The sequence below is a fragment of the Nocardia goodfellowii genome (genome assembly GCF_017875645.1).
Lineage (GTDB): Bacteria > Actinomycetota > Actinomycetes > Mycobacteriales > Mycobacteriaceae > Nocardia > Nocardia goodfellowii.
In genome coordinates this window covers 5,866,897-5,891,529 of sequence record NZ_JAGGMR010000001.1, presented here as the reverse complement: position 1 = coordinate 5,891,529, position 24,633 = coordinate 5,866,897, and the positions used below count along the sequence as shown (strand labels likewise).

Genomic DNA, 24,633 nt, shown 5'->3' with positions numbered 1-24,633 from the left:
CTGTGCTGCGAAGAGTCCGCGGACGTCGTGGATGGCGCCCCAATGTTCGCCATCCTCATCACCTGTCAAGGCGCACATCCCCAAGCCATCGGCTCGATCGGCTGACATCCCTACCCCTTCGTGAGTTGCCTATTCCGGACTGACGCTGCTACGGCACCGGCTGGAATTCGCGAGCGCCCTGGGGGACTGTTGGATGGTTCGGACCACAGGAGTCCATGAGCGGAGGATTTTCTACCATGGCCGTGATAGTCGACGTCCGTGCACTGGGTACCGAGTTGGAGCGTTCGTATCCGGTCTATGTCCGCGGCAGGTTGAAGTTTCGCGTCAAACAGATTGTGTACGTGGCTTTTTCCCTCGACGAGACGGTGATGGGTTTCGCGTTTCCGAAGGAGGAGCGGGCCGCGCTGGTCGCGAGCGCGCCGCACAAGTTTCAGCTGCCGTCGGCATCGGATATGCGCTTCAACTGGATCCACTCCGACCTCGCGGCACTGGACGCGGTCGAGGCCCGGGAATTCGTTGTCGATGCCTGGCGCATGGTCGTCCCGCGGAAACTTTCTCGCGCCTACGACCTCGCCCATCCGCACGGGCCGGTCTGAGCGCTGAATCTGCGGCGTTTCAGGATTCGCGGGCTGCGATTGCGGCTTGGATCCGTCGTAGGGTGCGCAGGCCCTTTTTGGCGGCGACGCTGACCATGCCGTCGAAGACTGTCGCGCCGCGGTCGTGGGCCATGAGTCGTTCGAGGGTTGGTACGGCGCGGTCGTCGCCGGTCGAGCCCAGGGCGACAGCGGCCCAGTATCGCTGGTCGGGGTCGGTGCCGGCGGCCGCTTCGCACAGTCTCGGGATGATGTCCGGAGTGAATGTGGACAGTGCGCTGGCGATGTAGCCGATGCGGTAGTACCGGCGGTTCTCGAATTCGTCCCAGAGCGCGGCCAGGGCGGCGTCGCCGCCGATCAGTCCGAGGGCTTCGGCGGTGCGTTCGCGCATACCCGCGATCGGGTCGCGCAGCAACGGCGTGAGGGCGGGTACGACCGATTCGTCGCCGAGGGTGCCCAGCGCGATCACCGCTTGCTCGCGAGCCATCTCCTGCGGGTGGTCGAGCATCGCGAGCAAGCCGGGAACCGCGTCGCGGAAACCGAGCGCCGCGCAACCCATCGCGGCCCAGGCCTGGCAGTTGTACCGGGTGTCGGAAAGCGACTTCAGCAATGGGGCTTTCAGCGTGTCGTCGCCGAAGACGGTCACCCGGTTCAACGCCCGGCTGTAGAGCGATCGGTGGTAGTCGGGGTAGTCGCGGACGAGCGCGCACAGTGCTTCTTTGGCGGATGCGTCGCCGTCGCCGGCCCGCGCGAGCAGGAGCCGCAGATTGTCCTCGCGGGTCTCGAGATCACCGTCTTTGAGGAGTCGCGCATCAGCTGGATTCACCGCCCAACGGTACACGGCGACGTTCTCGCTACCGCGCCGCCGACGGCGACCGGCGAAAATCCTGTAGCCAGTCCGATGGCGAGCGTGCTGGCCGTGGCGGAACCATTGGTCGCGGCCTGGCTGGCTTGGCTACTACTCGGCCAGTCGCTCGGGCCGACGCAGATCGTCGGCGTGGTGATCATGCTGGCCGGTGCGGTGTCGGTCCAGTTGGCGATGCCCGAAGCAGTCCCTGCGTCCCTGGCCCAGAATCGGTAGCGCTCAATGTCGTTGCTGTTCCCAGGCTTCGGCCCACCGTGCTACCGGTTCGAGGCTGCCGACGAGTTTGTGCCCGATCGGTGTCAGTACGTAGCCGGTGGTGTTTTCCACGAGTCGCGCCTGGACGAGTTCGCGCAGCCGGGTGGTGAGCACGCTGGAGGAAATGTCGCCGCACGCCTCGCGGAGTTCACGGAAGGTGAGGGGCTGCCCGGCTCGGTCGAGTTCCCAGATCACCCGCAGGGTCCAGCGTCGCCCGATCAGGTCGAACAGCGCCATGATCGGACGGCCGGTGCTCGAGCCGCGCACCGGCTCGCCCGGGTGCGGGCCTTTCGCGCTCATGACTAGACCGAGTGATCGGGCAGCGGCGAATCTTCCATCCGCTGGACCATTTTCGCCATCGCCCGGCGGAGTGACCGATACGGCCGCAGATACAGCGTGACGTGCTGGAGCCGGCCGTCCGCCGTGTACTCCTCGTGCACCACGCCGTGCAATTCCTGGTCGTCTACCCGAGAGGTGAAGGTATACAACCCATCTCGCTCGCTGAGCCAGCGACCGGTCTGGTCGACCTTGTCGATGACCGTCGCGATGAGCGTGAGCATATGCACGGTCCGTGCGCGGCCGTGATAGTCGGCGGCGGGGCTGGAGAAGATCGCGTCCGCGGCCAAGCCGTTCGTCAGCGGTCTCGTATCGCCGCTCTGCCAGAAGGGGAGTACCAAGCCATCGACCATGCCTCTATTTTAGAGGCAAAGTCGCTGGTTCGCCGGGATCAATGTCGAAGCCCGGCGTCGGCAGTATCGAGGAAGTCCGCGATCTCGTCGTCGAAGCTGGGCCGACCGCCCAGATATTCGACGCTGAGCAGCAGTAGATCTTGGCCGACGCTGGTCGGCGTGGTGAAGTCGGCCATGAACTGGTCGAAGTCCGCCAGATCCTCGGCGCATCGGGTCACGGCGCGCCGGAAATAGGACAGCGCGACCGGCGCGCCGACCCACTCCAGCACGCCGTCGCATTGCTCCAGCCGATCGCGGCCCAAGTTGTAGATCAACTGCCCGAACCCGCCGTTTTTCACCTGATAGTCGAAATCGGCGGCGAGCACGGTGGTGTAAGCCAGGTCGCGGGTCGAGTCGTCGAGCTGCTCCGCATTCTCGATCCGTTGTGCCGCTCGTGCGCCGAGGCGCTGCAATCGTTCGTTGTACACGTCCACACGGCAAACCTAGTGGACACGAGTGAGGCTGTGGCGCAAGCGATTCAGTTGTTCGCCCGTTGGATGGAACGCTGGACCAGGCCGCGGAGGCCGGGAAGTTGAATGGCGCGCAGCATCAGTTCGCCGGCCCAGACATGGGCACGTGACGGTGGCGCGAACCGGACCATCCCTTTACGGGCCAGGGCCTGCCGTTTGTCTACTTCGGGACGCAATGACCGCTCCCAGCTGTCGAGCGCCGCGGGAATATCGGCTTGGTGGGCGGCCAGCGCGGTGCCGAGCCGGTCAGCGCCGTCCAGGGCGAGAGCCGCACCGTAGCCCGCGAAAACCGTTACGCACCAGGCGGCGTCGCCGAGCAGCACGACTCGGCCGCTACTCCAGCGGTCCATCACGATTTGCCCGACCGAATCGAAGTAGGCGACCGCGGGGTCCGCCTCGAGCTCGCGGAGAGCGTCGGCCACGCCGCGCCCCAGATCTCCGAACGCCGCGGTCAACGCGGCGGTAGGGCCGAGCGCCAGTTCGGCTTGAGAGTTCGGGCAGCGGTAGGTGAAGAACGCGGAAGACCGTTGTGGTCCCAGGTTCATCACCGCCGCCGTGCGGCCGGGACCGATAAAAGTGGTGCCGACGCCCGCCGGTACGTGCTCGGGCACCGTGTGCAGCGGGAACGCGCCGACCATGTGGCCGAGGTCGACGAAGTATTCGGGCTCGGCACCGAATACCAGCTCGCGCACTCGGGAATGCACGCCGTCCGCGCCGACGAGCAGGTCGGCTGCCAGCCGGGTGCCGTCGCTCAGCGTCGCGACGACGCCTCCGGAGTTCTCGGCGACCGCCGCTACGGTGGTGCCGAAACGAATGGCGACGAGATCGGCCACCGCGTCGTACAGCGTCGATTCGAGGTCGCCACGAAACAAGCTCAGCGCCCGATTGCCGACGGCGGCCTCGGTGACAGCCGCCGGAATTCTGAACTTCTCCCGCCCGTCCGCGTGCACGAGAACCGAGGTGAAGAACCCGATATCGCGCGGGGTCAGGGCCGGTAGCAGCCCGAGCCGCTCGGCGGCGGCATAGCCGGGGCCGTGCAGATTGACCAGGTAGCCGCCGCTGCGGCGAGCGGGCGCGCGCTCGATCACGACGACATCCCAGCCCTGCTGATGCAGCCGCAGCGCGGCGGCCAAGCCCGCGATTCCGGCGCCGACAACCAGCGCGCCCCGCGTCCCGGAGCCTTGCGGTCCGGCGTTTCCGATGTCTGCCAAGTGGCGCTCCTGGGTCGGTCGTTGGTCGGCGAATCCGTAACTGTCGCCGCTGTCGTCAACTAGTAGTTGACGATGGCCGGATCGTCAACCTATGGTTGACGAATGGAACGGCGAGCATCAAGACGCGACGTGATCGAGCGGGTGTACCCCTGCGGCGCGGACCAACCGGCGACGGCTCGATGCGAGCGAGCATGATGGAAGCGCCGCTGACCACCGGTGTCCCGTGCAGCAATGGTGTCGCCACCGGCCCGGTACGGGTTGTGCGCGGCGTCGACGATTTCGATACCGTCCGGCCGGGCGATGTCATCGTCTGCCGCAGCACCGATCCTTCGTGGACAGTGCTCTTCGGTATCGCCGCCGCGGTGGTGACCGAGACCGGTGGTCTCCTCTCGCACGCGGCGATTGTGGCCCGTGAGTACGGAATTCCGGCCGTGGTGGCGGCCAAAGGCGCGATGGCGATCCTGGCGAATCATCTAACGGTCTCCGTCGACGGGACCAGTGGCCGGATTCACGCCGCTCGGCCGGGGAGCGCCGGATGACCCACGTCTCCGATAGCTCGTTGCTCGCGCTGCATGCGATACGCCTCGGCGGATTCATCGACACGCAGGCGGTGGCGGACCGATTCCGAATGCCGGTCGGCCTCGCCGAGTCACACCTACGGGAATTCCGCGAGCGTGCGTGGATCAGCCGCTTCCGGTTCGGGCCGGACGCGGGCTGGTCGCTCACCGAGAGCGGGCGCGCGGAAAACGAGCGACTGCTCGCCGACGAGCTGGCCGCGTGCGAGGCAAAACCGTTGCTGGAGAACGTATATCAGATTTTTCTGCCCCTCAACGGCCGGTTGGTACAGGCCTGCACCGCCTGGCAGCTGACCATCTTGTCGGATGGCAGCATGCAGGACAACGACCACACGGACTCGCAACGGGACGAGCGGATCCTTGCCGAATTGCAAAGCCTCGCAGCGGAATTGCGACCACTGATCGCGCGGCTCACCGCGCGACTGGCTCGATTCTCCGGCTACGACGCCCGTTTCGCGGCCGCCGTGTTCCGGGCTGCCGACAACCCCGAGATGGTTACCGGCAACAATCATGATTCCGTGCACCGAGTGTGGTTCGAACTGCACGAAGATCTCATCGCGACACTGGGTATCGATCGTTCGGCTCCGGTTTCCGACCTCTGATACCACACCGCAGTCCGATTCCGCGTCATACCAAGGGGTTACAAAGAACGAGAATCCGGCGGCTACGTTCGGGGTAACGTAAATCGGCGTCCGCCCCGACATCGACCAGCCGGTGTAGTCAACAGGTGGAGGGTGGCGTCCCCGATCCAGCTCTGAGGAAAATCTATGACGACACCTGCCCTGGTCACAGAGTCGCTGCCACGCCCGCGGCGTGGCGCGGACGGAGATTACGCCCGGCTGTTGCGCCGGATCTCCGAGGCGGGGCTGATGGGCCGCCGTCCGGTCTACTACGCAGTCCGGCTCAGCCTCGTCGGGATCGCCTTCGTCGGCGGCTGGGCGGCGTTCGTCCTCGTGGGCGACTCGTGGTGGACGCTGCTGGTCGCGGCGTTCCTAGCGGTGATGTTCGCTCAGGTCGCGCTGGTCATGCACGATGTCGCACATCGTCAGGTCTTCCGGCTACGGCAGCCGACGGAGCTGGTGGGTCGCATCGTCGGCAACGCCGGTATCGGACTGGGCTACGGCTGGTGGCAGGACAAGCACACCCGGCATCACGCCAATCCGAACCACGAAGAACTGGATCCGGATGTCTCGCCCGACATCCTGGTCTGGTCCCAGCAGCAGGCGCGGGCCAGTAGCGGTCTGCCCCGGCTCATCGGGCGGGCGCAGGCGTACCTGTTCTTCCCGCTGTTGTTGCTGGAGGGCCTGAACCTGCATGTGGCCGGGGTTCGCGCACTCAGGAATCGATCGGTCAAGCACCGTGCCTTGGAAGGTGCACTGCTGTTCAGCCATTTCGCCGCTTACCTGGCCGTGCTGTTCGCGGTCCTGCCCGTCGACAAAGCCTTCGTCTTCCTCGCCGTCCACCAGGGCCTGTTCGGTCTCTACATGGGCTGCATCTTCGCCCCGAACCACAAGGGCATGCCGACCCTGACCGGCGACGACCGCCCCGACTATCTGCGTCGCCAGGTGCTGACCTCCCGCAACGTGCGCGGCGGCGCGCTCACCGACCTGGCCCTCGGCGGGCTCAACTATCAGATCGAACACCACCTGTTCCCGAGCATGCCGACCCCGAACCTGCGCCACGCGCAGGTGATCGTCCGCGAATACTGCGCCGAAATCGGCGTGGCCTACCACGAGACCGGATTGATCTCGTCCTACCGCGAGGCGCTGCGCCACATGCACGAGGTCGGTGCGCCACTTCGGCGCCCGGATGCCGAAGTGGCGCAATAGGTTCAGCCGCCACAGCCGATCTGCCGGGCTACTTGCGCCGGCACCCCGTGGCGGTTCACGCAATCGAGAGCCGACCCCACGTCGGTCACTCGCCAGTGCACCTGCCCGCCTTGCTCGGAGTACTGGAACAGGTACATGCTCGGCTGGGTCTGGCCGTCCGGCACGCTACGCGCCGTGGCGTAGGTGCCGGCGCACTTCGGTTGCTCGAGGTCGGCCAGAGGGAATCGCGGACCGCCGGTCATGCGCAGCGTGGTGATCAGGTATTCGCGGGTCACCACAGCGCACGGATCAGCTGCCGGTGCCGGGCCGGATGACGTCACCACCGGGGGCTTCGACACGGTCGGCACCGGGGGAGCTTCCGAGGGCGCGGGTGCAGTGGTGGTGGACGCGGGGGCGCTGACACGTGGCGAGGTGACGGCGCTCGACGCCGAAGGACCGGAATCGGCCGTGTCCACACCACCGCACGCCGTGAGGACTATCGCCGCGGTAGCCACCACGGCCGAGAACGCGAATCTGGTCATGATTTCCTCCCGATGGGCCACCGCGTCGGCGGCCACTGACAGGACAATCCGAACCGACGAGGTTTTCGTTTCAACCGCGAAGCATCTCCCGCGCGCCGACCACGACTACCACGGCTCGCATGACTCGTCGGCGGTTGTCCGGGTTGGCGGATTCTGCTGTGCCTGGAGCCACGGCGGGCGAAGTCGGGGCAAGATGCAGGGATGGCCGAAGAAACTGCCCGCGCGTTCGACGCGATCATTGCGCGTGCCGACCCTCCGGTGTGGATCGTCACCGTCGCGACCGAGGAGCGCCGGGCCGGGTGCCTGGTCGGGTTCGCGAGCCAGGTCAGCATCGAGCCGCGGCAATTCCTCGTGGGCCTGTCCACCGCCAATCACACCTTCGCCATCGCCGGTGACGCGAAGTATCTCGCGGTCCACATGCTCGACGGCGAGGATCTAGCACTCGCACACTTGTTCGGCGCCGAGACCGGAACCGAACTCGACAAGTTCGAACATTGTGAATGGGCTCCAGGCCCGCACGGTCTGCCGATCCTGACCGGGGCCGCGGGCTGGTTTACCGGTGAGGTCACTCAGCGCGTCGAGTTCGGCGACCACGTCGGCTACCTGCTGGCACCCACGGCGGCCGCCGCCCCGGCGGAGGACCGCAGCAGCCTTCGCTTCCACAGCGTCGCCGAATTGGAACCCGGGCACCCCGCCGGTTGACCGCACGGCAACTCGGCGATCGTGCCGAGACGGGACCTGTTCGGGCGCCGAAATTCGGATGACAGCGATCCGATCGGGCGATAGCTTCGCCGGGTGAATCGCCAATGGATCCTCGTCCGACGCCCCGCTGGTCTGGTCGATGACAGCAGCTTCGAACTCAGAAGCGGCCCTGTTCCGACACCTGGGCCGGGTGAGGCGCTGGTCCGGGTGGTCTGGCTGGGTTTCGATCCGACTCAGCGCGGCTGGCTCAACGATGGTCCGAATTACATGGATCCAGTGCCGCTCGGTGCGGTGATGCGGGGCCCGGGAGTCGGGCGGGTAGTGGCGTCCCGCAGCCCGGAATATGCGGTGGGAGACTGGGTTTGCGGGATGGTCGGGTGGCAGGACTACGCGATCGCCTCCGGTCAGGGACTGCTGGGGTTGAACGTGGTTCCGCCCGGCATCGACCCGAAGGCGATGCTCGGCCTCTTCGGTCCGACCGGGCTGACCGCCTATTTCGGCATGATCGATATCGGCAAGCCATCGCCCGGGGACACCGTGCTAGTGTCCGGCGCCGCCGGAGCGACCGGATCCATCGCAGGGCAGATCGCGAAAGCACTGGGGTGCAGGGTGATCGGGATCGCGGGCGGCGAGGTCAAGTGCGCCTGGGTTACCGACGTCGCCGGGTTCGACGCGTGTATCGATTACAAAGCCGAGGATGTCGAGGCCGGTCTGCGGAAGCTGGCGCCCGAAGGCATCGACGTGTTCTTCGACAATGTCGGCGGCACGGTCCTGGACGCCGCGCTGGCCACTATCGCCGAGCGCGCCCGGATCGTGGTGTGCGGCGGCATTTCTTCCGGATACGACGTCGGCGAGCCCCCGCCGGGGCCCCGCAACTACCTGCAACTCGGGCTGAAGCGAGCGCGGATGGAGGGGTTCATTTTCCTGGACTACGTCGATCGCTTTCCGGAGGCGTTCGGCCGCTTGCACGAATGGCTGAGTCAGGGACAACTCGTGTATGCCGAGGATGTTCAGGAGGGATTCGAACTCGCGCCCGCCCTGCTGCGCGGCCTCTTCGAAGGGCGCAACCTGGGTAAGCAACTGCTGCGCATCGCACCCGATCCGGAGGCTCCCGCGCCGGGCTGATACGGGAGTGGTCAGCGCGGCACCGTTTTGGTGCGTTGTCGTTGTGGTGCAGGGAGTTTCGTCCCCTCCGGGTGCGGACAACGGCGGCGTGTGCTTATGGTGCCGGTGTATCCAGCAGGTAAGTAGGAGAGGGACACGATGACGACGCACGCGGGACGGACCTATGTGGTCACGGGTTCTGCTTCCGGTATCGGCGCCGCGACCGCCGCACTGCTCCGGGCACAGGACGCGAAGGTCATCGGCTGCGACCTCACCGATGCCGAGGTCACCGCAGATCTCGCCACACCCGCCGGTCGCCGGTCACTGGTCGAGCAGGTCACGGCGTACGGGCCGATCGATGCCGTGCTCGCCATAGCCGGCGGCGGTAAAACCGGTCTGCTGGAGACGAATTACTTCGGCGCGGTCGCGACGCTGGAGGGGTTGCGACCACTGCTCGCGCAGAGCCTCGCGCCGCGCGCGGTCGCCGTGTCGTCCACCTCCGCGCTGGCCCCGGCGGACGAACGCATCGTCCAAGCCTGTCTCGACGGCGACGAAGCCGCCGCTGTCGCCCACCTCGCGGCCGATCCCGAGGCAGGCGGCCCGGCGGGTGGTTACGGGATCGCGAAACGCGCGTTGAACCGGTGGGTGCGCAGGGCCGCGCCGACCCCGGAGTGGGCCGGCTCCGGCATCGCGCTCAATATCGTCGCCCCGGGGGTCGTGGACACACCCGCGGCCGCCTACATCCTCACCGACGAGAACATCCGTCGGGCTGTGGAATCCGTTGCGCCACAACCCTTCGGCGGATTCCCGGGCCGCCCGGAATGGGTGGCCGAGCTCATCTGCTGGCTGGCCGGTCCGGACAACCGCTTCGTGACCGGTCAGATCATCTTCGCCGACGGGGGCTCGGAAGCAGTGGCGGTCGGCGACTTGCACTGGCGGTGAGGCCGGCGCCCTCGGGTGCGAGGATGAAACCGTGAGCGACGTGCTGAGCAGGAATCGGGTAGTGGTCTCCGGCCGGGCCGGTGCGCCGGTAGTGGTGCTGGCGCATGGCTTCGGTTGTGACCAGAACCTGTGGCGGCAGGTCGTGCCGATGCTGGAAGAGCATTTCACGGTGGTGCTGTTCGATCATGTGGGCTCGGGGAAGTCGGATCTGTCGGCTTGGGAGCCGGAGCGGTACTCGACCTTGGCGGGTTACGCCGAGGATGTCCGGGAAGTGTGCCGGGCGGTCGGGCTGGGACCGGTGGTGCTGGTCGGACATTCGGTGGCGGCGATGATGGGGGTCCTGGCCGTGGCGGCGGAGCCGGAGCTGTTCCGTGGCCTGGTGCTGCTGGCGCCGAGCCCGTGTTTCCTCGACGATCCGGCCACCGGCTATCGGGGCGGGTTCAGCGCCGCCGATATCAACGAGTTGCTCGAGTCACTGGACGCCAATTATCTGGGTTGGTCGGGTGCGATGGCGCCGGTGATCATGGGAAATCCGGACCGGCCCGAACTGGCCGCGGAGCTGGAAAGCAGCTTCTGCCGCACCGACCCGGACATCGCGCGTGTGTTCGCGCGCGTCACCTTCCTGTCCGACAATCGCGAGGATTTGGCGGCGGTGCGGGTTCCGACGTTGGTGGCGCAATGCTCCCATGACGCGATCGCACCGCCGGAGGTGGGAGAGTTCGTCCGGTCCCGCATCGCGGGCAGCCGCCTGGTCACCTTGACCGCCACAGGTCATTGCCCGCAACTGGCCGCACCGGCGGAGACCGCCGCGGCGATCACCGAGTTCGTGAGTAGTTTGGGGTGATGGGGTGCCGCTCGAACGAGCCGGAGCAAGACGCGGAGTTCGCCGCGCTGCTGGAGGACGACGTCGAGGACCTCTACGAAAACGCCCCCTGCGGTTACCTGTCGACGATGCTGGACGGACGCATCGCGAAGGTGAATTCGACGCTGCTGGACTGGCTCGGCTATCAGCGCGCCGACCTAGTCGGCCGGCGCTACTTCAGCGACCTGCTGACCGTCGGCGGACGCCTCTACCACGAGACCCACTTCGCGCCGCTGCTGCGGATGCAGGGCCAGGTCAGCGGCATCGCGCTGGAGCTGCGGACAGTCGCGGGTGACCGACTACCCGTCCTCGTGACCTCCCGGGTGACGACCGGCGCGGACGGCCAGCCGCTGTTGATCCGCAGCACCGTCTTCGATGCCCGCGAGCGCCGCGCCTACGAGATAGAACTCCTTCGGGCCCGCCGGGAAGCCGAACGGGAGCGGGAACGCCTGCAACGCTTGAACGCGACCCTGCAGCGCACTCTGCTGCCGCCGGCCCTCGAACCGGTCCCGGGCATGGACGTCGCCGCCCACTATCACGTCGCCTCCACCGACGAGGTCGGTGGCGACTTCTACGATCTGTTTCCGATATCCCCGGGCGTGTGGGGTTTCTTCCTCGGCGATGTGTGCGGCAAGGGCGTCGATGCCGCGATCATGACATCGCTGGTCCGGTACACGCTGCGCGCCGCCGCGGTCCACGACCCGGACCCCGCCGGAATCTTGGCGCATCTCAACACGGTCATGGTGCGCGCGGCCGCACCGGATACCACCCGGTTCTGCACGCTGCTCTACGGTCAGTTCGTCCTCGACACCGGCAATCCCGGCGGTCCGCGCGTGACGGTAACCCTGGCCGCGGGCGGGCACCCGCCGGCGATCCTGATGCGCGGTGACGGCTCCGCCGACTACCTGCCCACTCCCGGCGGCCAATTGATCGGCGTGCTCCCCGACGCGAGCATCGTCACCCGGACGCTCACCATGTATCCCGGCGACACGCTGCTGCTCTACACCGACGGCATCACCGAGGCCCGCACCGCCGACGGCTGGTACGGCGAAGCCGCGTTGCTGGATTTCACCCGCGTTCTGGCCCCGGCGTCCGCCACCGGCACCGTCGCCGCCCTGCGCGATCTGCTCGACACCCTGGCACCCGGCGTCACCGACGACACCGCGGTGCTGGCCGTGCATCTCGCCGCCTGAGCCTCAACGCACCCGGTACCGATGCAGGACGACACCCGACTTCTGGAATGGAACCGTCTCCATCAGGCGCAGATCGCGACGGAGGTCGTCGCCTGCGAACAGCGCCCGACCGCCGCCCAGGACCACCGGAAAGACGAGTAACCGGTATTCGTCGATCAGGTTCAGTCGGATGAACTCCTGAGCGGTTCCGATGCCGGCGAACAAGATCAGCGGACGGCCGGGCTGGTCCTTGAGGGCGGCGATCTCTTCGGCGAGGTCGCCGCCGATTCGCGTGGCGGGCTGCCAGGGCAGCTCAGGCTCCTGCCGGGAGACGACCAGCTTCGGGAGCCCGTTCACCTTGGGCGCCAGCATCTTGTCGCCGGGGGTGGTGGGGTTGCGTTCGGCATCCGGCCAATACTGGCCGAGCAGCTCATAACTCACCCGCCCGAAAATCTGGGCGGTGACGCTGTCCATGAGTTCGGCGAGGTAGAGGTCGAGGTCGGCGTCGTCGACCTCGATCCAGTCCAGATTCCCGCCGGGTCCCTCGGCCATCCCGTCCACCGACACCATCATCTGCAAGATCAACTCGCGCATACGGCTCCCTCATCGAATCGGCGCTTTCCAGGGAAGACGGGATCCGGGGCCGAAAATCATCGGTGACCGCACCGAGGGTTTCCCGCTAGATCAACTGGCTACCCAGGAAGCGGTAGATCCACGACAGGAGGCAGGGAACCATGACTATGCAAGACATCATCGCCCAGCTCCGCCAGGACATCACCACCGCCGAGGACGCCGGCGACGAGCAGACCGCCTCCCGGCTGCGCACCGAACTCGACAAGGCGCTGGAGCAGAGCGGCGAAGCGGGCGCCGAATAACCGCGCGCCATGCCCGCGAGCGACGCCGCCGCGCAGCAACAGCTGCGTGCGTACTTCGCTGAAAAGCCGCGATCCTTCGAAATCTTCACGCTGTTGAGTGAATTGATCGAACACCAGGGAGAGTGCGAGGTCAGCGTCGGTTCGCAGATCTCGTTCGGCAGCAAGCGAAAGTTCGCCTGGATCTGGCTGTACAACATCACGGGGAAGAACCCGCAGGGCACTGTGCAGATCATGCTCGCGATAGACGAGAAGATCGAGGAGCCGCCGGTCTATCGGGTGACGGCGATCGGGCAGCGGCGATGGAATCATCTGGTGGTCGTGCATTCGCTCGAAGAAGCGCGAGATCCCAAGCTGCACAGGTTGATTGAGCGGGCGTACCGGTACGGCAGTACATAAATCGATTGTCGTGGCCACCGTCGGCGGGCAGGATGCCGCACATGAATTCCTCCCGTTCCGCCGTGCTGCGCTGGCAGTTCGATCTGGTCTGGTCGCTGTTCGAATACCATCTCGAGCGGCTCGAAACGGCCGACTTCCTGTGGGAGCCCGCGGACTTGTGCTGGACCCTACGTCAGGACGGGGCCGGGGTGTGGGTTCCGGACTGGGCTGACACCGAGCCCGACCCCATCCCGGTCCCCACCATCGCCTGGATCAGCTGGCACATCGGATGGTGGTGGACCGTCACCATCGACCACCTGCGGCAGCAGCCCGCGCACGACCGTTCCGAGATCGTGTGGCCGGGGCCGGGGCCGGCGGTAGCCGAATGGCTGAGCGAGTTGCGCACCCAGTGGGTGCGGGTGCTGGACCGGATCGACGACACCGGCCTCGACGCCAAGGCGACATTTCCGTGGCCGGACGCCGACAAGTCCGTCGCCCACACGATCGCCTGGGTGAATGCCGAACTGATGAAGAACGTCGCCGAGATCGGCCAGTTGCGGCTACTTCGCGTGGCTCTCGGCGTAGGCGGCTCCCCATCGATCCAGCCAAGCCACGGCGGGCCGGAGTGAGGTGCCCAATTCGGTCAGCGAATATTCGACTCGCGGAGGCACCTCCGGGTAAACGGTGCGCTCGACGAGGCCGTCGGTTTCGAGCTCGCGCAACTGCCGGGTGAGTACCCGAGGGTTGACCGAGCCGACCAAGCGCCCGAGTTCGCCGAAACGGCGGCGACCGCCGAGCAGGTGCTTGATGATCGTCAGCTTCCACGCACCGCCGAGCACCGAGACGGCCACCTCGACGGGACACACTGTCAACGCGTTCGCTACCGGCTTACGCACGTAACGCTCCTACCTCTTCGCTTACCTTTTCGTCACTATGAGCTGAAAATGTCAGTACTTGGCACTGGACGGACTAGCTACGAAAGTAGCCCTATGACTTCGGCCGGACCAATGCTGTGGATACTCGCCCATCCCGACACCGACTCGCTCAGTCACTCGCTGTACCGCCACGGCGTCGGACATCTGCGTGCCACCGGGCACCGGGTGATCGATGTCGACCTCTACGCGGAGCGCTGGAACCCGGTCCTGAGCGAGGAGGACACGGTCGGCGCGACCGGGGATACGTTCTCCGACCGGCAACGCGACGCGACCCAGCGGCGGAAGTTGCCTGCCGATGTCCTGCGCCACCAGCGACTCGTGGCCGAATCGCACACGGTGATCGTGCAATTCCCGCTCTGGTGGTACGGCATGCCGGCGATTTTGAAAGGGTGGTTCGACCGCGTCTTCACCAATGGGTTCGCGTTCGGCATCCGCGACCGGGACGGCAAAGTCCGCAAGTACGGCGACGGCGGGCTCGCCGGTCGGCGCCTGCTGCCCATCGTCACCGCGGGCGATCGGGCCGATGCGCTGGGCCCGCGCGGGATCAGCGGAGACATCGACGACATTCTCTGGCCCCTGCTGCACGGCACCGCGCACTACACCGGCATGCAGCCGCTACGCCCGCATCTCATCGGCAGCGCCGGCCACGTCGACGCCGCCGCCCACCGCCACACCCTTGACGCGCTGACCGCGCGCCTGGACAGCCTCGACGTCGAATCGCCCATCCGCTACCGATCGCTCCGCGGCGGCGACTACACCACCACCCACGAACTGCGCCCGCAGGTGCGGCCGGGCGAACACGGACTCACCATCCACCGCCTCGACACCCGCGATCCCGCAGTGGCGCAACGACTCTGAGCGCTGCCTCAGCTCGACCGCGCCCCGGCAGCGGCATGCCAGTTCTCCGCCGAGCGGATGATGTCGTTGCCGATCTGTTCGAGGAACTGAGCGGCTGCCGCCAGCCGGGCTCCGGCGGGATGCTCGGCGCCGAAGGCGTTCGCGGCGCGCTGCGCGGCCGCGGCCAGTCGCTGATTGGCGCGGGCGCTGGCCACGACAGTCCGCAAGCCCGCGTCGGCGTCGATGAAATAGCGCTGCCGCCTGCTGTTTTCGTCGTGGCCGCGCAAGAGCATGCCTTGCGCTTCCAGCAATGTGACCGCCTGCGAGACCGTCGCGGGGCTGACCTGTAACTGCCGCACCAGTTCGGCCGCGGTGCGGCTGCCGGTCTCGGCGGTGTACAGGCAGGCCATGACGCCCGCGGCGGTACGTGGCACGCCGGTCGCGACGAGGGACGCGGTGATGTCGCGAACGATCGCGGCGGCCACTTCCGGTGCCGGACCGGTGTTTTCGCTGAGCCGCCGCACCTCGGCCGGGCGCGGCTTACGCCGGGCCCGACGGGTGGCGGCGAGCTGCGCCAGATCTGCCCGGTAGCGGCCGGGTCCGCCGTTGCGCGCGATTTCCCTGCTGACCGTCGAGGTGGGACGGCCGAGTTGCCGGGCGATTTCGGCATGACCCAAGCCCTGAGACAGGCCTCTGGCGATCTGCGCTCGGTCGGTTCCGGTGAGTCTGCGTCCTGGCACTCCGTCAGTATCGACTGCGCGGCATATCGTTGCAACGTCGGCAGATATTCGTGCATTAGCACTCAGGGTCGTTGCAACTACTAATTATGGTCTTCATCAGCGTATATATCGCCCGCACGGCACGCGATCCATTGCTTCGAGATTCGGGATATACCTAAGGTTCAGGCTAGGCCCAGAAGGTGGGCGAAGCACCCGATAGGAGCATCCGATGCGCGCAAGAGGCATCACCTACGACACCGGTTTCACCCCGAGTGGGCAAAGTTCGCGGTCCAGTTTCGATCCCGAGTCGGCGCGCCGGGAACTGCGCATCATCGCCGACGAGTTGCACTGCGACGCGGTGCGCATCACCGGCGACGACCCCGAACGACTGACCGTCGCGGCCCAGCACGCCGTCGACGCGGGTCTGGAGGTCTGGTTCTCCCCATTCCCCTGCGAACTGTCCGCCGACCAGTTGCTGCCCTACTTCGCCGACTGTGCGGTGCGCGCCGACGCCGTGGGCGCCGAGGTCTTCGTCGCCGGTTGCGAGCTGACGCTGTTCGGTACCGGTTTCCTGCCCGGCGCACATACGCTGGCCAGGATCGCGGCCTTCACCAGCGACGAACCGTCGGCCCTGGCGGGCTTGGCCGACGCCAACGCCCGGCTGAACGCCGCGTTGGCCGCCACCGCCGCCACCGTGCGAAAGCGCTTCCACGGCAAGCTGACCTACGCCGCGGGCACCTGGGAGGACATCGACTGGACGCCCTTCGACATCGTCGGCATCGATGCTTACGGCGATCCCGCGCACCCCGCCTACCGCCAAGGCCTGGAAGCGTTGCGCACCCTCGGGAAGCCGATCGCGGTCACGGAGGTCGGCTGCTGCACCTATCGAGGCGCGGCCGAACTCAGCGGATCGGGCTGGGACATCATCGATCACGACGCCGAGCCGCCGCGTGTCACCGGTGACTATCGCCGCGACGAGGACGAACCAGTCCGCTATATGCGCGCACTGTTCGACCTCTTCGAGGCGGAGTCGGTGGACACCGCGTTCTGGCACACCTTCGCCAGCTACCACCTGCGTCACCACCCCGACCCTCGATTCGACACCGACCTGGCATCTTTCGGCGTCTGCAAGGTCATGCCGGACGGCTCCCTCGCACCCAAGCGGGCCTTCCACGCCCTGGCCGACCTGTGCGGAGCGGCGCGGCCGAGTCTGCGCGGTCAGCGCGGCCGGGCCTGAGGTGTGCGGGGTGTCGGTGGGTGTCGGTAGCGTCTGCGGCGTGGACACCGGGGAACGAATCCAAGAGCTCGCGGATCGCATCGTGGCGCTGCGGGACGCCTACTATCAGGGCTCGCCGCTGGTCGCGGACGCCGAGTACGACGCGGTCGAAGACGAGCTGCGTGCCCTGATCGAGGCGCACCCCGAACTCGCGCCCGACCCGAATCCGCTGGAGCAGGTCGGTGCCCCCGCGGTCCTGCACGCGCCGATCCGCCATTCGCGGCCGATGCTGTCGTTGGAGAAGGCGACCAAGCCCGAGCAGGTCGCGGCGTTCTTCAATCGCTTCCCCGGTCAGCCGGTGGTAGTGATGCCGAAGCTCGACGGTCTGTCCCTGGCCCTGGTCTTCGAGGACGGCCGGCTGGTGCGAGCGGTGACCCGGGGTGACGGCACCACCGGTGACGATGTGACGATGCTGGTCCGCGCCTTGGTCGACGGCGTGCCCGAGCGGATCGATGTCCCGGGCCGGGTGGAGGTGCGCGGCGAGGCGGTGATGCTGCGCTCGACCTTCATCGCCTACAACACCGCGCATCCGGACAAGCCGCTGATCAATCCACGCAATGCCGCGGCGGGAACGCTGCGGGCGAAAGATCCGGCCACGGTGGCCGAGCGGCGGCTGCGATTCTTCGGCTTCGACCTGGATACCTCCGAGGGCGGCACCGCGGTCGACCTGGGCGAGGGGTTGCGGGCGCTGGGAGTCGCGGGTGCGCAGATGCGCCTGTGCGCCGATGCCGAGCAGGCCCAGGCCGCGATCACCGCGATCGAGCAGGGCCGCAACGAGCTGGACTACGACCTCGACGGCGCGGTGCTGCGACTGGCCGACCGAGATGCCTACGCCGCGGCCGGAACTCGATCCAACTCGCCGCGTGGCGCGCTGGCGTTCAAGTTCGCCGCCGAGGAGAAGACCACATTGCTGGCCGACGTGGTGTGGGACGTCGGCAAGACCGGCAAGATCGTCCCGGTCGCGTGGCTGGAGCCGGTGTTCGTCGGCGGCACGACGGTCACCCGGGCGACGCTGGCCAATCAAGAGGTGATTCGCGCCCGCGACATCAAGGTCGGTGACACGGTGCTGGTGCGGCGCGCGGGTGACGTGATCCCGTTCGTGGCGGGCGTGCTCGACGCGTCCAAGCGCACGGGGGAGGAGCGCGAGATCGTGCCGCCCACTGTCTGCCCCTCGTGCGAGCAGCCGGTGACCGAGCAGGGCAACAGCCGGGAACTGTTCTGCACCAACGTTTCCTGCCCCGCCCAGACGGTGCGCCGACTGATCCACTGGGCGTCGCGGGCGGCCGCCGACATCGACGCCATCGGGCAGGTGTGGATCGAGCGCCTGGCCGAGGCGGGCATCCTGGAGCGCCCGTCGGATTTCTACACCTTGACCAAGGAGCGTCTGCTCGAGTTCGATCGCATCGGTGAGGTGTCGGCCGCGCGCATGATCGACTCGATCGACGCCAGTCGTCAGGTCGGGCTGCGCCGCGCGCTGATCGGCCTGGCGATCCCGATGGCTTCCGACGGCACCGCCGCCCGCCTGGCCCGTGCGGGCTTCGGCTCGCTGGAAGAGGTCGCCGACGCGGGCGCGGAACGGCTGGTGGCGGTCGACGATATCGGACCGAAGGTCGCCGCCTCGCTGGCCGCGCATCTCACCCGCCTGCGTCCGGAACTGGAACGCCTGCGCGCGGCGGGCGTTTCCCTGGACGTCCGCGCGGAAGACTTACCCCCGGTCGTCGCCGCCGGGGCGCCGCTGGCCGGCAAGACGGTGGTGATCACCGGCGCTATCAGCGACCCGCGTTCCGGGGAGAAGGTCGCCCGCCCGACGTTCCAGCGCCTCTGTGAGAAAGCCGGCGCGACGGCCGCGTCCTCGGTCTCGGCGAACACCGACCTGCTCATCACCGGTGCGGGTGTCGGCGACAGCAAACTGGCCAAGGCGGAGAAGCTCGGCGTCGAGGTCGTCGACCAGGGCGAGATCTGGACCCTGCTGATCGCCGCCAACCTGGTCTAGCGGGCCGCTGCTGTCAGAGCGGTGGCACGCTCGTGACATGAGTTTCAGATTGGCGGCCTACGCCGTGTGCCTCGCGGACGGCCAGGTGTTGCTAGCGCATCATGTGCCGCGAACCGGGCCGAAGAATTGGACACTTCCCGGCGGGCGCGTGGAGCACGGCGAGGATCCGTTCGATGCGGTGATCCGGGAACTCGCGGAGGAGACGGGGTACGAGGGGGTCGTCGAGCGCCTGCTCGGTGTGGATTCGAGAATGATTCCCGCGAATGTCGCCCGAGCCGGGGTCGAGCACCAAAACGTCGGGATCTTCTATCGCGTCGCGGTGACTGGGGGCCGCCTGCGGCCGGAGCCCGATGGTGCGACGGCCGAAGCGGTGTGGACGCCGATTTCCGAGGTCACCGGTCTGCGCCGATCCGGACTGGTCGACGTCGGGCTCGCGTTGGCGGAAAGTCTTCCGGCCACCGGTCACGTCGCCGCCGTCCCGGTCGGCGGATTGATCCAGCACTGACATCATATGCCTTGACAGGAATATTCCCCTTGAGGCATAATCGGACGGGTGACACGCGATGTATTCGAGGTCCTGGCCGATCCCACTCGCCGCCGGATCCTCGACCTCCTGCGCGCGGGTGAGCGCACGGTCGGCGATCTGGCGGGCGAATTGGGGACGGCGCAGCCCAATGTGTCGAAGCACCTGAAGATGCTGGACACGGCGGCGCTGGTGCGCATCCGAGTCGACGGCCCGCGACGGCACTACGGGCTCGCCCCGGACCGATTGCGCGAGATCGACGTGTGGCTGGCGCCGTTCCGGGAGATCTGGGCCGACCGGCTCGACGGACTCGAGCGTTATCTGGACACCCTGCCCGACGACCCTGAGGAGTGATATGACCGACGTAGACCAGCGCCTCGGCGACATTCTGCGCGACGACGACCGCGTAGGCATCCGCTACGAACGCATGCTCGCGCACCCACCGGCGAAAGTGTGGCGCGCCCTGACCGAATCCGAACACCTCCGCCACTGGTTTCCGGCCGACATCCTCGGCGAACGCCACACCGGCGCCGAGCTCCGGTTCCGGTTCTGGCCGGAAGCGGTCGAACACGCGGATACGGAACTGACGGAGGCGGGCGTCGATCTGGACGATCCGGAGCTGCCCGGCCGGATCCTGACCTGGGAGCCGCCCCGCATCTTCGAATTCCTCTGGGACGACGAGCATTTGCGATTCGAGATCCTTGCCGAGGGAGCCGGATCCCGGTTGCTCTGCACGGTCTGGTTCGGCACGCCGGGTCCGCACGGGCTGCCCGGAACCGCCGCTGGATACCACTTCTGCCTCGACGCGCTGGTGGAAGCGCTCGACGGCCGGTCGGTGGGCTATCCCGATCCCGAGGTGTCCGCGGCCCTGGAGCGCCGATACGCGGAGGTCATCGGGACGACCTCCGCGTGAATCCGCGAAAGCTCACCCACACAGCGCGTGGGTGAGCAAGGTGCCGATGTCCACGGCGGCGGGCGACCCGGTGAAGGAGAAGGTGACGGCGCGCCCCGCCGCCGTCGCGCCGGAGATGGCGGTGAAGCCGACGACACCACCGACGTGGCCGACATACTGTGCCCCGCAAGGTAATTGGGCATAACCAACGCCGAGCCCGTAGGACATGCCGTCACCGTTACCCATGTCGACTCCGTCGAGCATCTGGCGCAGTTGGGTCTGCGGCACCACCTTCCCGGCTAGCAGCGCGAGATAGAACCGGTTGAGATCGGCACCGGTACTGACCAACGAGCCCGAGGTCCACGGCACCGACGGTTCCATCCGCGTCACGTCGGTAACCGTGCCCTCGAGGGTGGCGTAGCCGGTGGGATGCGGTGCGCGCAAACCGGTTTCCCCGGTGGCGGGTAGATAGGTGTCCGCCAACCGCAGCGGCGTGAGAATGCGATCGCGTAGTTCATCGGTGAAGCGATGTCCGGTCACCGCCTCGATCAGCATGCCCGCGACGATGTAATTGGTGTTGGTGTACGCGAACCGCGTCCCGGGGGCGAACTGCGCGGGAGACCGCAGGGCGAGGGCGATCTCCTGTGCCGGGGTGTAGGTGTGGCCGTCTCGCGCTGCGGTGTACTCGTTCAAGTGCGGGTATGCGGTCGGCTCGGGCAGTCCGCTCCGATGCCCCAGGATCTGGCGAACGGTGATCGCGTTTCCGTCCACGCCGTCACCGGCCAGAAGGCCCGGCAGATACGTGCCGATCGGCCGGTCGAGATCGATCCTGTTCTCCGCTACCAGCTGGAGCGCGATCGCGGCCGTGAAGGTCTTGGTGACGCTGCCGATCCGGACATGCTGGGGGACATCCGCGGAAATCGCTGTGCCCGTGGCGATATCGGCGAGGCCGGAGGTGGAGACGGCGGTGGCGCCGTTGTCGGTGAGTGTGGCGACGGCCCCGACCGCCCCCGAGCGGACCGCCGCGTCGAGGTCGCCGCGCACGGTGTCCATTCGCGCGGCGATCGATGCCGAGGCGGGTTCGGCCGTGCTCGTGGTGCAGGCGGACAGGAGCACGGCGGCGGTGCAGAGCGGAACAGTGAAGACGCGCAATCGCATGACCCGACGGTAGAAACGTCGGGCCCGCGATCACATCGGACCGGAGTACCGCAACGCCTCGGACCGGAGTACTACGGTCGGGTCGTGCGCATCGAACTGGCGACGATCATCGTGCCCGACTACGACCCCGCGATCGCGTTCTTCGTCGACGCGCTCGGATTCGAATTGGTCGAGGACACACCGTCTTTCACCAACGACGGCCGGGCGAAGCGGTGGGTGGTGGTGCGGCCGCCGGCGGCGGCGACCGGCATTCTGCTCGCCCGCGCCGACGGGGAAGCGCAGGCCGGCGCGGTCGGGCAGCAGGCCGCGGGCCGGGTCGGTTTCTTTCTGCGGGTGGATGATTTCCAGGTCACCTATGACCGGATGGCCGCCGCCGGTGTGCGATTCGTGACCGAACCCCGGCGCGAACCTTACGGGCGCGTCGCGGTTTTCCTGGATATCGCCGGGAATCGGTGGGATCTGCTGGGGCCGTAGCGAAAGGGTGCGACCCCGGCGGGGCCGCACCCTGGGTTCCCTTGCCGGTCAGGCCCGTTCGAAAACGCTGGCGTCCTCGAGCAGCGCCGCCCGGAGCATCCCCTCCGGCACGCCCAGCGCTTCGATGAGGGTCAGCGCGTGCGGCCGCAAACGGTCGACCAGTTCGTTGACGCCCCGGCGCACCGCCTTCGCTCGCTCGACGGACATGAACCGGTGCATGATGAACCAGGCCGTGTGCTCCTCGAGCAGCGAGTACACGTACAGATCGCAGACGTCCTCGGCCAGCGCCCGTGCTTCCGGATCCTCGATGTCGGCGATGCCGTCGATGAACGCCTCCAGCACGAGCCGATCGATATGCGCGGTTCCGGCCGCGAGGATGTGGTCCTGCGCGTTGTTGAACGCCTCGAACGGCCCGGTGTCCGCGGCGCGGGCCCGAAGTCGATGCGCCGCGGTGCGCACGAGATAGTCCTCGCGGTCGGCGAACAACTTCAGCTGCACCGAGCGCCGGGAGAGGTCGGCCTCGTCGACGGTCTCCCCGTTGCGGTCGCTGAGCGTCTGGATCATCTGGCGTACGCCGGAGCGCTTGCGCACCACATCCCCGGCCATGGTGGCCGCGAAACGGACCCACCCGAGCGCGTCGAGATCGCGAATCTCGTCGGAGTAGGAGGTGAGCAGTTCCTTGGCCACCAGCTGCGTCAGCACCACGTTGTCACCTTCGAACGTGGTGAACACATCGGTGTCGGCCTTCAGGGTGACGAGCCGGTTCTCGGTGAGATAGCCCGCGCCGCCGCAGGCTTCGCGGCATTCCTGGATCGCGCGGGTGGCGTGCCGGGTCTGGGCGACCTTCAGGCCCGCGGCGCGCTTCTCCAGCGCCCGCTGCGCGCTGGGATCGAGATCCTGGCCGGTCTGCACCAGATGCATGCGCCGCACCAGGTCGTTCTGCGCGAAGGCCAGCGCCCACGACTTCGCGACCAGCGGCAGCAACCGGCGCTGATGGCTGCGGTAATCCAGCAGGAGGGTTTCCGCGCCGCTGTCGGGATCGGAGAACTGACGTCGTTTCAACGCGTACCGCACCGCGATGCTCAACGCGACGCGAGCCCCGGCCGCCGCGGCCCCGCCGACGCTGACGCGCCCGCGTACGAGGGTGCCGAGCGTGGTGAAGAAGCGCCGGCTCGGATTCTCGATGTCGGAGGAGTATGCCCCGTCCGGAGCCACATCGGCGTAGCGATTCAGCAAGTTCTCTCGCGGAATTCGCACCTGGTCGAAGACGATGCGGCCATTGTCCACACCGGGCAATCCGCCCTTGAGTCCGTCGTCATAGGTGGTGACGCCCGGCAGATCCGCCCCGTGTTCGTCCCGGATCGGCACGAGCAGGCAGTGCACGCCCCGGTTCTCGTTCTGCGTGATCAACTGCGCGAACACCGCGGCTACGCGGGCGTGCTCGGCGGCTCCGCCGATGTAATCCTTGCGCGCCGAGGGGGTCGGGGTGTGGATCACGAATTCCTGGGTGGCCGGGTCGTAGGTCGCGGTGGTCTCGAGATTGGCCACGTCGCTGCCGTGCCCGGATTCGGTCATCGCGAAGCAGCCGAGCAAATCCAGCGACAGCAATCGGGTGATGTAGTCACGGTGCCGTTCGGTGCCGAGGTTCTCCACCGCGCCACCGAAAAGCCCCCACTGCACACCGGCTTTCACCCACAGCGACAGATCGGCGTAGGCCAGCATCTCCAGCCCGGTGACCGCCGCGCCGGGCTCGCTGGTGCCGCCGTTCTCCCGCCGGAAACCGCGCTCAGCGAGACCCATGCCCGCGATGGCCTTCATCTGGTCGAGCACGCGGGCCCGGGCGGCCTTGTAGTCGAGGTTGGGGTCGCCGGTGAACCGGTCGTCGGCGAGCTGGATCCGGGCTTCCTCCCGGACCGCCGCCCAGGGCCCATCCAGGGCCGCGCGTAGGTGATCTGCCGTAGTCGAACCGCCCGTAGTCATGTTTCCGACGATAGCCGCCGATACTTCCCGCCAAACGCTTCGAAACCCTTGTCACACCATTGAACGAGTGTTTAGTATATTGAACATGTGTTTAGCCAACAGCCCGTTCCGGAAAGACCCGCCCCCGCCGTGAAGATCTCGGACCTGTCGACCGCGGCCCGTATCCGTGATACCGCGATCGAGGTGTTCGGCGAACAAGGGTTCGGCGTCGGCGTCCGCGTGATCGCTGCCGCCGCCGGTGTCTCGCCCGGGTTGGTGAACCATCACTTCGGCTCCAAGGAGGGCCTGCGCGCCGCATGCGACGAGCGGGTGCTGCAGCTGACCCGGGACAAGAAGATTCAGACGATCACCGCCGAGAACGTCGGCAAGGGCATGCTGGCGGCGCTGTCCGAGGTCGAGGAATACGGCCCGCTGGTGGCCTACATGGTGCGCAGCCTGCAGGCCGGCGGTCCCCTCGCTGAATCCCTGTTCGAGCACATGGTCTCCGATGCCGAGGTCTACATCCAGACCGCCGTCGAGGCGGGCACCATCAAGCCCAGCCGCGACCCCGCGGCCCGGGCCAGATATCTGATGCTGCTCAACATCGGCGCCACCCTGCTGTGGACGCAGCTGCGCGAGCAGCGCGACGGCAAACTCGACTTCCGCACAGCGATTCGTGATCTCACCGATGAGCTCACGCCACCCGCCCTGGAGTTCTACACCCAGGGCCTGCTCACCGATTCCAGCGTGCTGGACACGGTGCTACCACCTGAATCAACGTAATAGGA

Annotated in this window: 32 protein-coding genes; 21 read left to right on the top strand and 11 right to left on the bottom strand. The window is 67.3% G+C overall.

The features are described 5' to 3' along the window. The first annotated feature begins 236 nt into the window (after positions 1–236). A complete protein-coding gene (locus BJ987_RS27140; RefSeq protein ID WP_209895506.1) occupies positions 237–596 on the top strand; it encodes a hypothetical protein in 360 nt (119 codons plus the stop codon). 19 nt (positions 597–615) lie between these two features. Here the strand turns inward: BJ987_RS27140 and BJ987_RS37485 are convergent, their stop codons facing one another. After that, positions 616–1,419, bottom strand: a complete 804-nt coding sequence (locus BJ987_RS37485; protein WP_209895503.1) for a HEAT repeat domain-containing protein — start codon at positions 1,417–1,419, stop codon at positions 616–618. Positions 1,420–1,512: 93 nt separating this feature from the next. Here BJ987_RS37485 and BJ987_RS27130 point away from each other — a divergent pair, with 93 nt between their 5' ends. Continuing rightward, positions 1,513–1,674, top strand: coding sequence for a hypothetical protein (locus BJ987_RS27130; protein WP_443677959.1), 162 nt, complete (start codon positions 1,513–1,515; stop codon positions 1,672–1,674). A 3-nt stretch (positions 1,675–1,677) separates the two neighbouring features. On the opposite strand, the gene BJ987_RS27125 is transcribed toward BJ987_RS27130, so the two are convergent. The 4 genes from BJ987_RS27125 to BJ987_RS27110 are packed head-to-tail and all read right to left on the bottom strand — an operon-like array spanning position 1,678 to position 4,122. After that, positions 1,678–2,013: a winged helix-turn-helix transcriptional regulator gene (locus BJ987_RS27125; RefSeq protein ID WP_209895500.1), complete on the bottom strand. Its 336-nt coding sequence runs from the start codon at positions 2,011–2,013 to the stop codon at positions 1,678–1,680. A gap of 2 nt (positions 2,014–2,015) precedes the next feature. Continuing rightward, entirely contained in the window at positions 2,016–2,402 is a 387-nt protein-coding gene (locus tag BJ987_RS27120; RefSeq protein ID WP_209895498.1) for a hypothetical protein, read from the bottom strand. Positions 2,403–2,440: 38 nt separating this feature from the next. Next, positions 2,441–2,875, bottom strand: coding sequence for a DMP19 family protein (locus BJ987_RS27115; RefSeq protein ID WP_209895495.1), 435 nt, complete (start codon positions 2,873–2,875; stop codon positions 2,441–2,443). 44 nt (positions 2,876–2,919) lie between these two features. Continuing rightward, on the bottom strand, positions 2,920–4,122 hold the full coding sequence (locus BJ987_RS27110; RefSeq protein ID WP_209895493.1) for an FAD-dependent oxidoreductase: 1,203 nt from the start codon (positions 4,120–4,122) through the stop codon (positions 2,920–2,922). 179 nt (positions 4,123–4,301) lie between these two features. Here BJ987_RS27110 and BJ987_RS27105 point away from each other — a divergent pair, with 179 nt between their 5' ends. The 3 genes from BJ987_RS27105 to BJ987_RS27095 all read left to right on the top strand — a co-directional run bounded on the left by BJ987_RS27105 (position 4,302) and on the right by BJ987_RS27095 (position 6,526). Further along, on the top strand, positions 4,302–4,661 hold the full coding sequence (locus BJ987_RS27105) for a PEP-utilizing enzyme (RefSeq protein WP_209895491.1): 360 nt from the start codon (positions 4,302–4,304) through the stop codon (positions 4,659–4,661). Further along, on the top strand, positions 4,658–5,299 hold the full coding sequence (locus BJ987_RS27100; RefSeq protein ID WP_209895489.1) for a hypothetical protein: 642 nt from the start codon (positions 4,658–4,660) through the stop codon (positions 5,297–5,299). Before BJ987_RS27105 ends, BJ987_RS27100 begins: the two co-directional genes overlap by 4 nt. Positions 5,300–5,464: 165 nt before the next feature. Next, the gene (locus tag BJ987_RS27095) at positions 5,465–6,526 is read left to right on the top strand and encodes a fatty acid desaturase family protein (protein WP_209895487.1); all 1,062 of its coding nucleotides are present in this window, start codon (positions 5,465–5,467) and stop codon (positions 6,524–6,526) included. 2 nt (positions 6,527–6,528) lie between these two features. On the opposite strand, the gene BJ987_RS27090 is transcribed toward BJ987_RS27095, so the two are convergent. Beyond that, on the bottom strand, positions 6,529–7,047 hold the full coding sequence (locus BJ987_RS27090) for a hypothetical protein (protein ID WP_209895485.1): 519 nt from the start codon (positions 7,045–7,047) through the stop codon (positions 6,529–6,531). Between the two features lie 201 nt (positions 7,048–7,248). On the opposite strand from BJ987_RS27090, the gene BJ987_RS27085 reads away from it, so the two are divergent. From BJ987_RS27085 to BJ987_RS27065, 5 genes are all read left to right on the top strand, one after another. After that, positions 7,249–7,749, top strand: coding sequence for a flavin reductase family protein (locus BJ987_RS27085; protein ID WP_209895483.1), 501 nt, complete (start codon positions 7,249–7,251; stop codon positions 7,747–7,749). Positions 7,750–7,842: 93 nt separating this feature from the next. Next, complete coding sequence (locus BJ987_RS27080; protein ID WP_209895481.1) at positions 7,843–8,874, top strand: NADP-dependent oxidoreductase; 1,032 nt, start codon at positions 7,843–7,845, stop codon at positions 8,872–8,874. A gap of 138 nt (positions 8,875–9,012) precedes the next feature. After that, positions 9,013–9,795: an SDR family oxidoreductase gene (locus BJ987_RS27075; RefSeq protein ID WP_245366145.1), complete on the top strand. Its 783-nt coding sequence runs from the start codon at positions 9,013–9,015 to the stop codon at positions 9,793–9,795. Between the two features lie 31 nt (positions 9,796–9,826). Further along, positions 9,827–10,639, top strand: coding sequence for an alpha/beta fold hydrolase (locus tag BJ987_RS27070; protein ID WP_307869773.1), 813 nt, complete (start codon positions 9,827–9,829; stop codon positions 10,637–10,639). Continuing rightward, positions 10,639–11,850 (top strand): SpoIIE family protein phosphatase, encoded by a 1,212-nt coding sequence (locus BJ987_RS27065; protein WP_209895479.1) that lies wholly within the window; start codon positions 10,639–10,641, stop codon positions 11,848–11,850. Before BJ987_RS27070 ends, BJ987_RS27065 begins: the two co-directional genes overlap by 1 nt. A 3-nt stretch (positions 11,851–11,853) precedes the next feature. On the opposite strand, the gene BJ987_RS27060 is transcribed toward BJ987_RS27065, so the two are convergent. Next, positions 11,854–12,423, bottom strand: a complete 570-nt coding sequence (locus BJ987_RS27060; protein ID WP_209895477.1) for a dihydrofolate reductase family protein — start codon at positions 12,421–12,423, stop codon at positions 11,854–11,856. A 140-nt stretch (positions 12,424–12,563) separates the two neighbouring features. On the opposite strand from BJ987_RS27060, the gene BJ987_RS27055 reads away from it, so the two are divergent. Genes BJ987_RS27055 through BJ987_RS27045 form a run of 3 tightly spaced genes read left to right on the top strand, consistent with a single transcriptional unit; the run spans position 12,564 to position 13,708 of the window. Further along, positions 12,564–12,704 (top strand): hypothetical protein, encoded by a 141-nt coding sequence (locus tag BJ987_RS27055; RefSeq protein ID WP_209895475.1) that lies wholly within the window; start codon positions 12,564–12,566, stop codon positions 12,702–12,704. A gap of 9 nt (positions 12,705–12,713) precedes the next feature. Continuing rightward, complete coding sequence (locus BJ987_RS27050) at positions 12,714–13,100, top strand: DUF5655 domain-containing protein (RefSeq protein ID WP_209895473.1); 387 nt, start codon at positions 12,714–12,716, stop codon at positions 13,098–13,100. A gap of 41 nt (positions 13,101–13,141) precedes the next feature. After that, a complete protein-coding gene (locus BJ987_RS27045) occupies positions 13,142–13,708 on the top strand; it encodes a DinB family protein (protein WP_209895471.1) in 567 nt (188 codons plus the stop codon). Here BJ987_RS27045 and BJ987_RS27040 read toward each other — a convergent pair. Next, a complete protein-coding gene (locus BJ987_RS27040; RefSeq protein WP_209895469.1) occupies positions 13,640–13,975 on the bottom strand; it encodes a winged helix-turn-helix transcriptional regulator in 336 nt (111 codons plus the stop codon). The two genes, BJ987_RS27045 and BJ987_RS27040, sit on opposite strands and share 69 nt — an antisense overlap. A gap of 93 nt (positions 13,976–14,068) precedes the next feature. Here BJ987_RS27040 and BJ987_RS27035 point away from each other — a divergent pair, with 93 nt between their 5' ends. Beyond that, positions 14,069–14,872: an NAD(P)H-dependent oxidoreductase gene (locus BJ987_RS27035; protein WP_209895467.1), complete on the top strand. Its 804-nt coding sequence runs from the start codon at positions 14,069–14,071 to the stop codon at positions 14,870–14,872. An 8-nt stretch (positions 14,873–14,880) separates the two neighbouring features. Here BJ987_RS27035 and BJ987_RS38275 read toward each other — a convergent pair whose 3' ends face one another. Further along, a complete protein-coding gene (locus BJ987_RS38275; RefSeq protein WP_209895465.1) occupies positions 14,881–15,591 on the bottom strand; it encodes a helix-turn-helix domain-containing protein in 711 nt (236 codons plus the stop codon). Between the two features lie 208 nt (positions 15,592–15,799). Between BJ987_RS38275 and BJ987_RS27025 the strand changes: the two genes are divergently transcribed. The 5 genes from BJ987_RS27025 to BJ987_RS27005 are packed head-to-tail and all read left to right on the top strand — an operon-like array spanning position 15,800 to position 20,275. Continuing rightward, a complete protein-coding gene (locus BJ987_RS27025; RefSeq protein WP_209895463.1) occupies positions 15,800–16,807 on the top strand; it encodes a glycoside hydrolase family 113 protein in 1,008 nt (335 codons plus the stop codon). 40 nt (positions 16,808–16,847) lie between these two features. Next, on the top strand, positions 16,848–18,839 hold the full coding sequence (gene ligA, locus BJ987_RS27020; RefSeq protein WP_209895461.1) for an NAD-dependent DNA ligase LigA: 1,992 nt from the start codon (positions 16,848–16,850) through the stop codon (positions 18,837–18,839). 37 nt (positions 18,840–18,876) lie between these two features. Beyond that, positions 18,877–19,344, top strand: coding sequence for an NUDIX hydrolase (locus BJ987_RS27015; protein WP_209895459.1), 468 nt, complete (start codon positions 18,877–18,879; stop codon positions 19,342–19,344). 48 nt (positions 19,345–19,392) lie between these two features. Then, the gene (locus tag BJ987_RS27010; RefSeq protein WP_209895457.1) at positions 19,393–19,716 is read left to right on the top strand and encodes an ArsR/SmtB family transcription factor; all 324 of its coding nucleotides are present in this window, start codon (positions 19,393–19,395) and stop codon (positions 19,714–19,716) included. Position 19,717: 1 nt separating this feature from the next. Continuing rightward, complete coding sequence (locus BJ987_RS27005) at positions 19,718–20,275, top strand: SRPBCC domain-containing protein (protein WP_209895454.1); 558 nt, start codon at positions 19,718–19,720, stop codon at positions 20,273–20,275. Positions 20,276–20,287: 12 nt separating this feature from the next. Here BJ987_RS27005 and BJ987_RS27000 read toward each other — a convergent pair whose 3' ends face one another. Beyond that, complete coding sequence (locus tag BJ987_RS27000) at positions 20,288–21,412, bottom strand: serine hydrolase domain-containing protein (protein WP_209895452.1); 1,125 nt, start codon at positions 21,410–21,412, stop codon at positions 20,288–20,290. 84 nt (positions 21,413–21,496) lie between these two features. Here BJ987_RS27000 and BJ987_RS26995 point away from each other — a divergent pair, with 84 nt between their 5' ends. After that, positions 21,497–21,886: a VOC family protein gene (locus tag BJ987_RS26995; RefSeq protein WP_209895450.1), complete on the top strand. Its 390-nt coding sequence runs from the start codon at positions 21,497–21,499 to the stop codon at positions 21,884–21,886. Between the two features lie 48 nt (positions 21,887–21,934). Here the strand turns inward: BJ987_RS26995 and BJ987_RS26990 are convergent, their stop codons facing one another. Continuing rightward, the gene (locus BJ987_RS26990; protein ID WP_209895448.1) at positions 21,935–23,866 is read right to left on the bottom strand and encodes an acyl-CoA dehydrogenase family protein; all 1,932 of its coding nucleotides are present in this window, start codon (positions 23,864–23,866) and stop codon (positions 21,935–21,937) included. A gap of 129 nt (positions 23,867–23,995) precedes the next feature. On the opposite strand from BJ987_RS26990, the gene BJ987_RS26985 reads away from it, so the two are divergent. After that, positions 23,996–24,628, top strand: coding sequence for a TetR/AcrR family transcriptional regulator (locus tag BJ987_RS26985; RefSeq protein ID WP_209895446.1), 633 nt, complete (start codon positions 23,996–23,998; stop codon positions 24,626–24,628). Positions 24,629–24,633 lie beyond the last annotated feature (5 nt).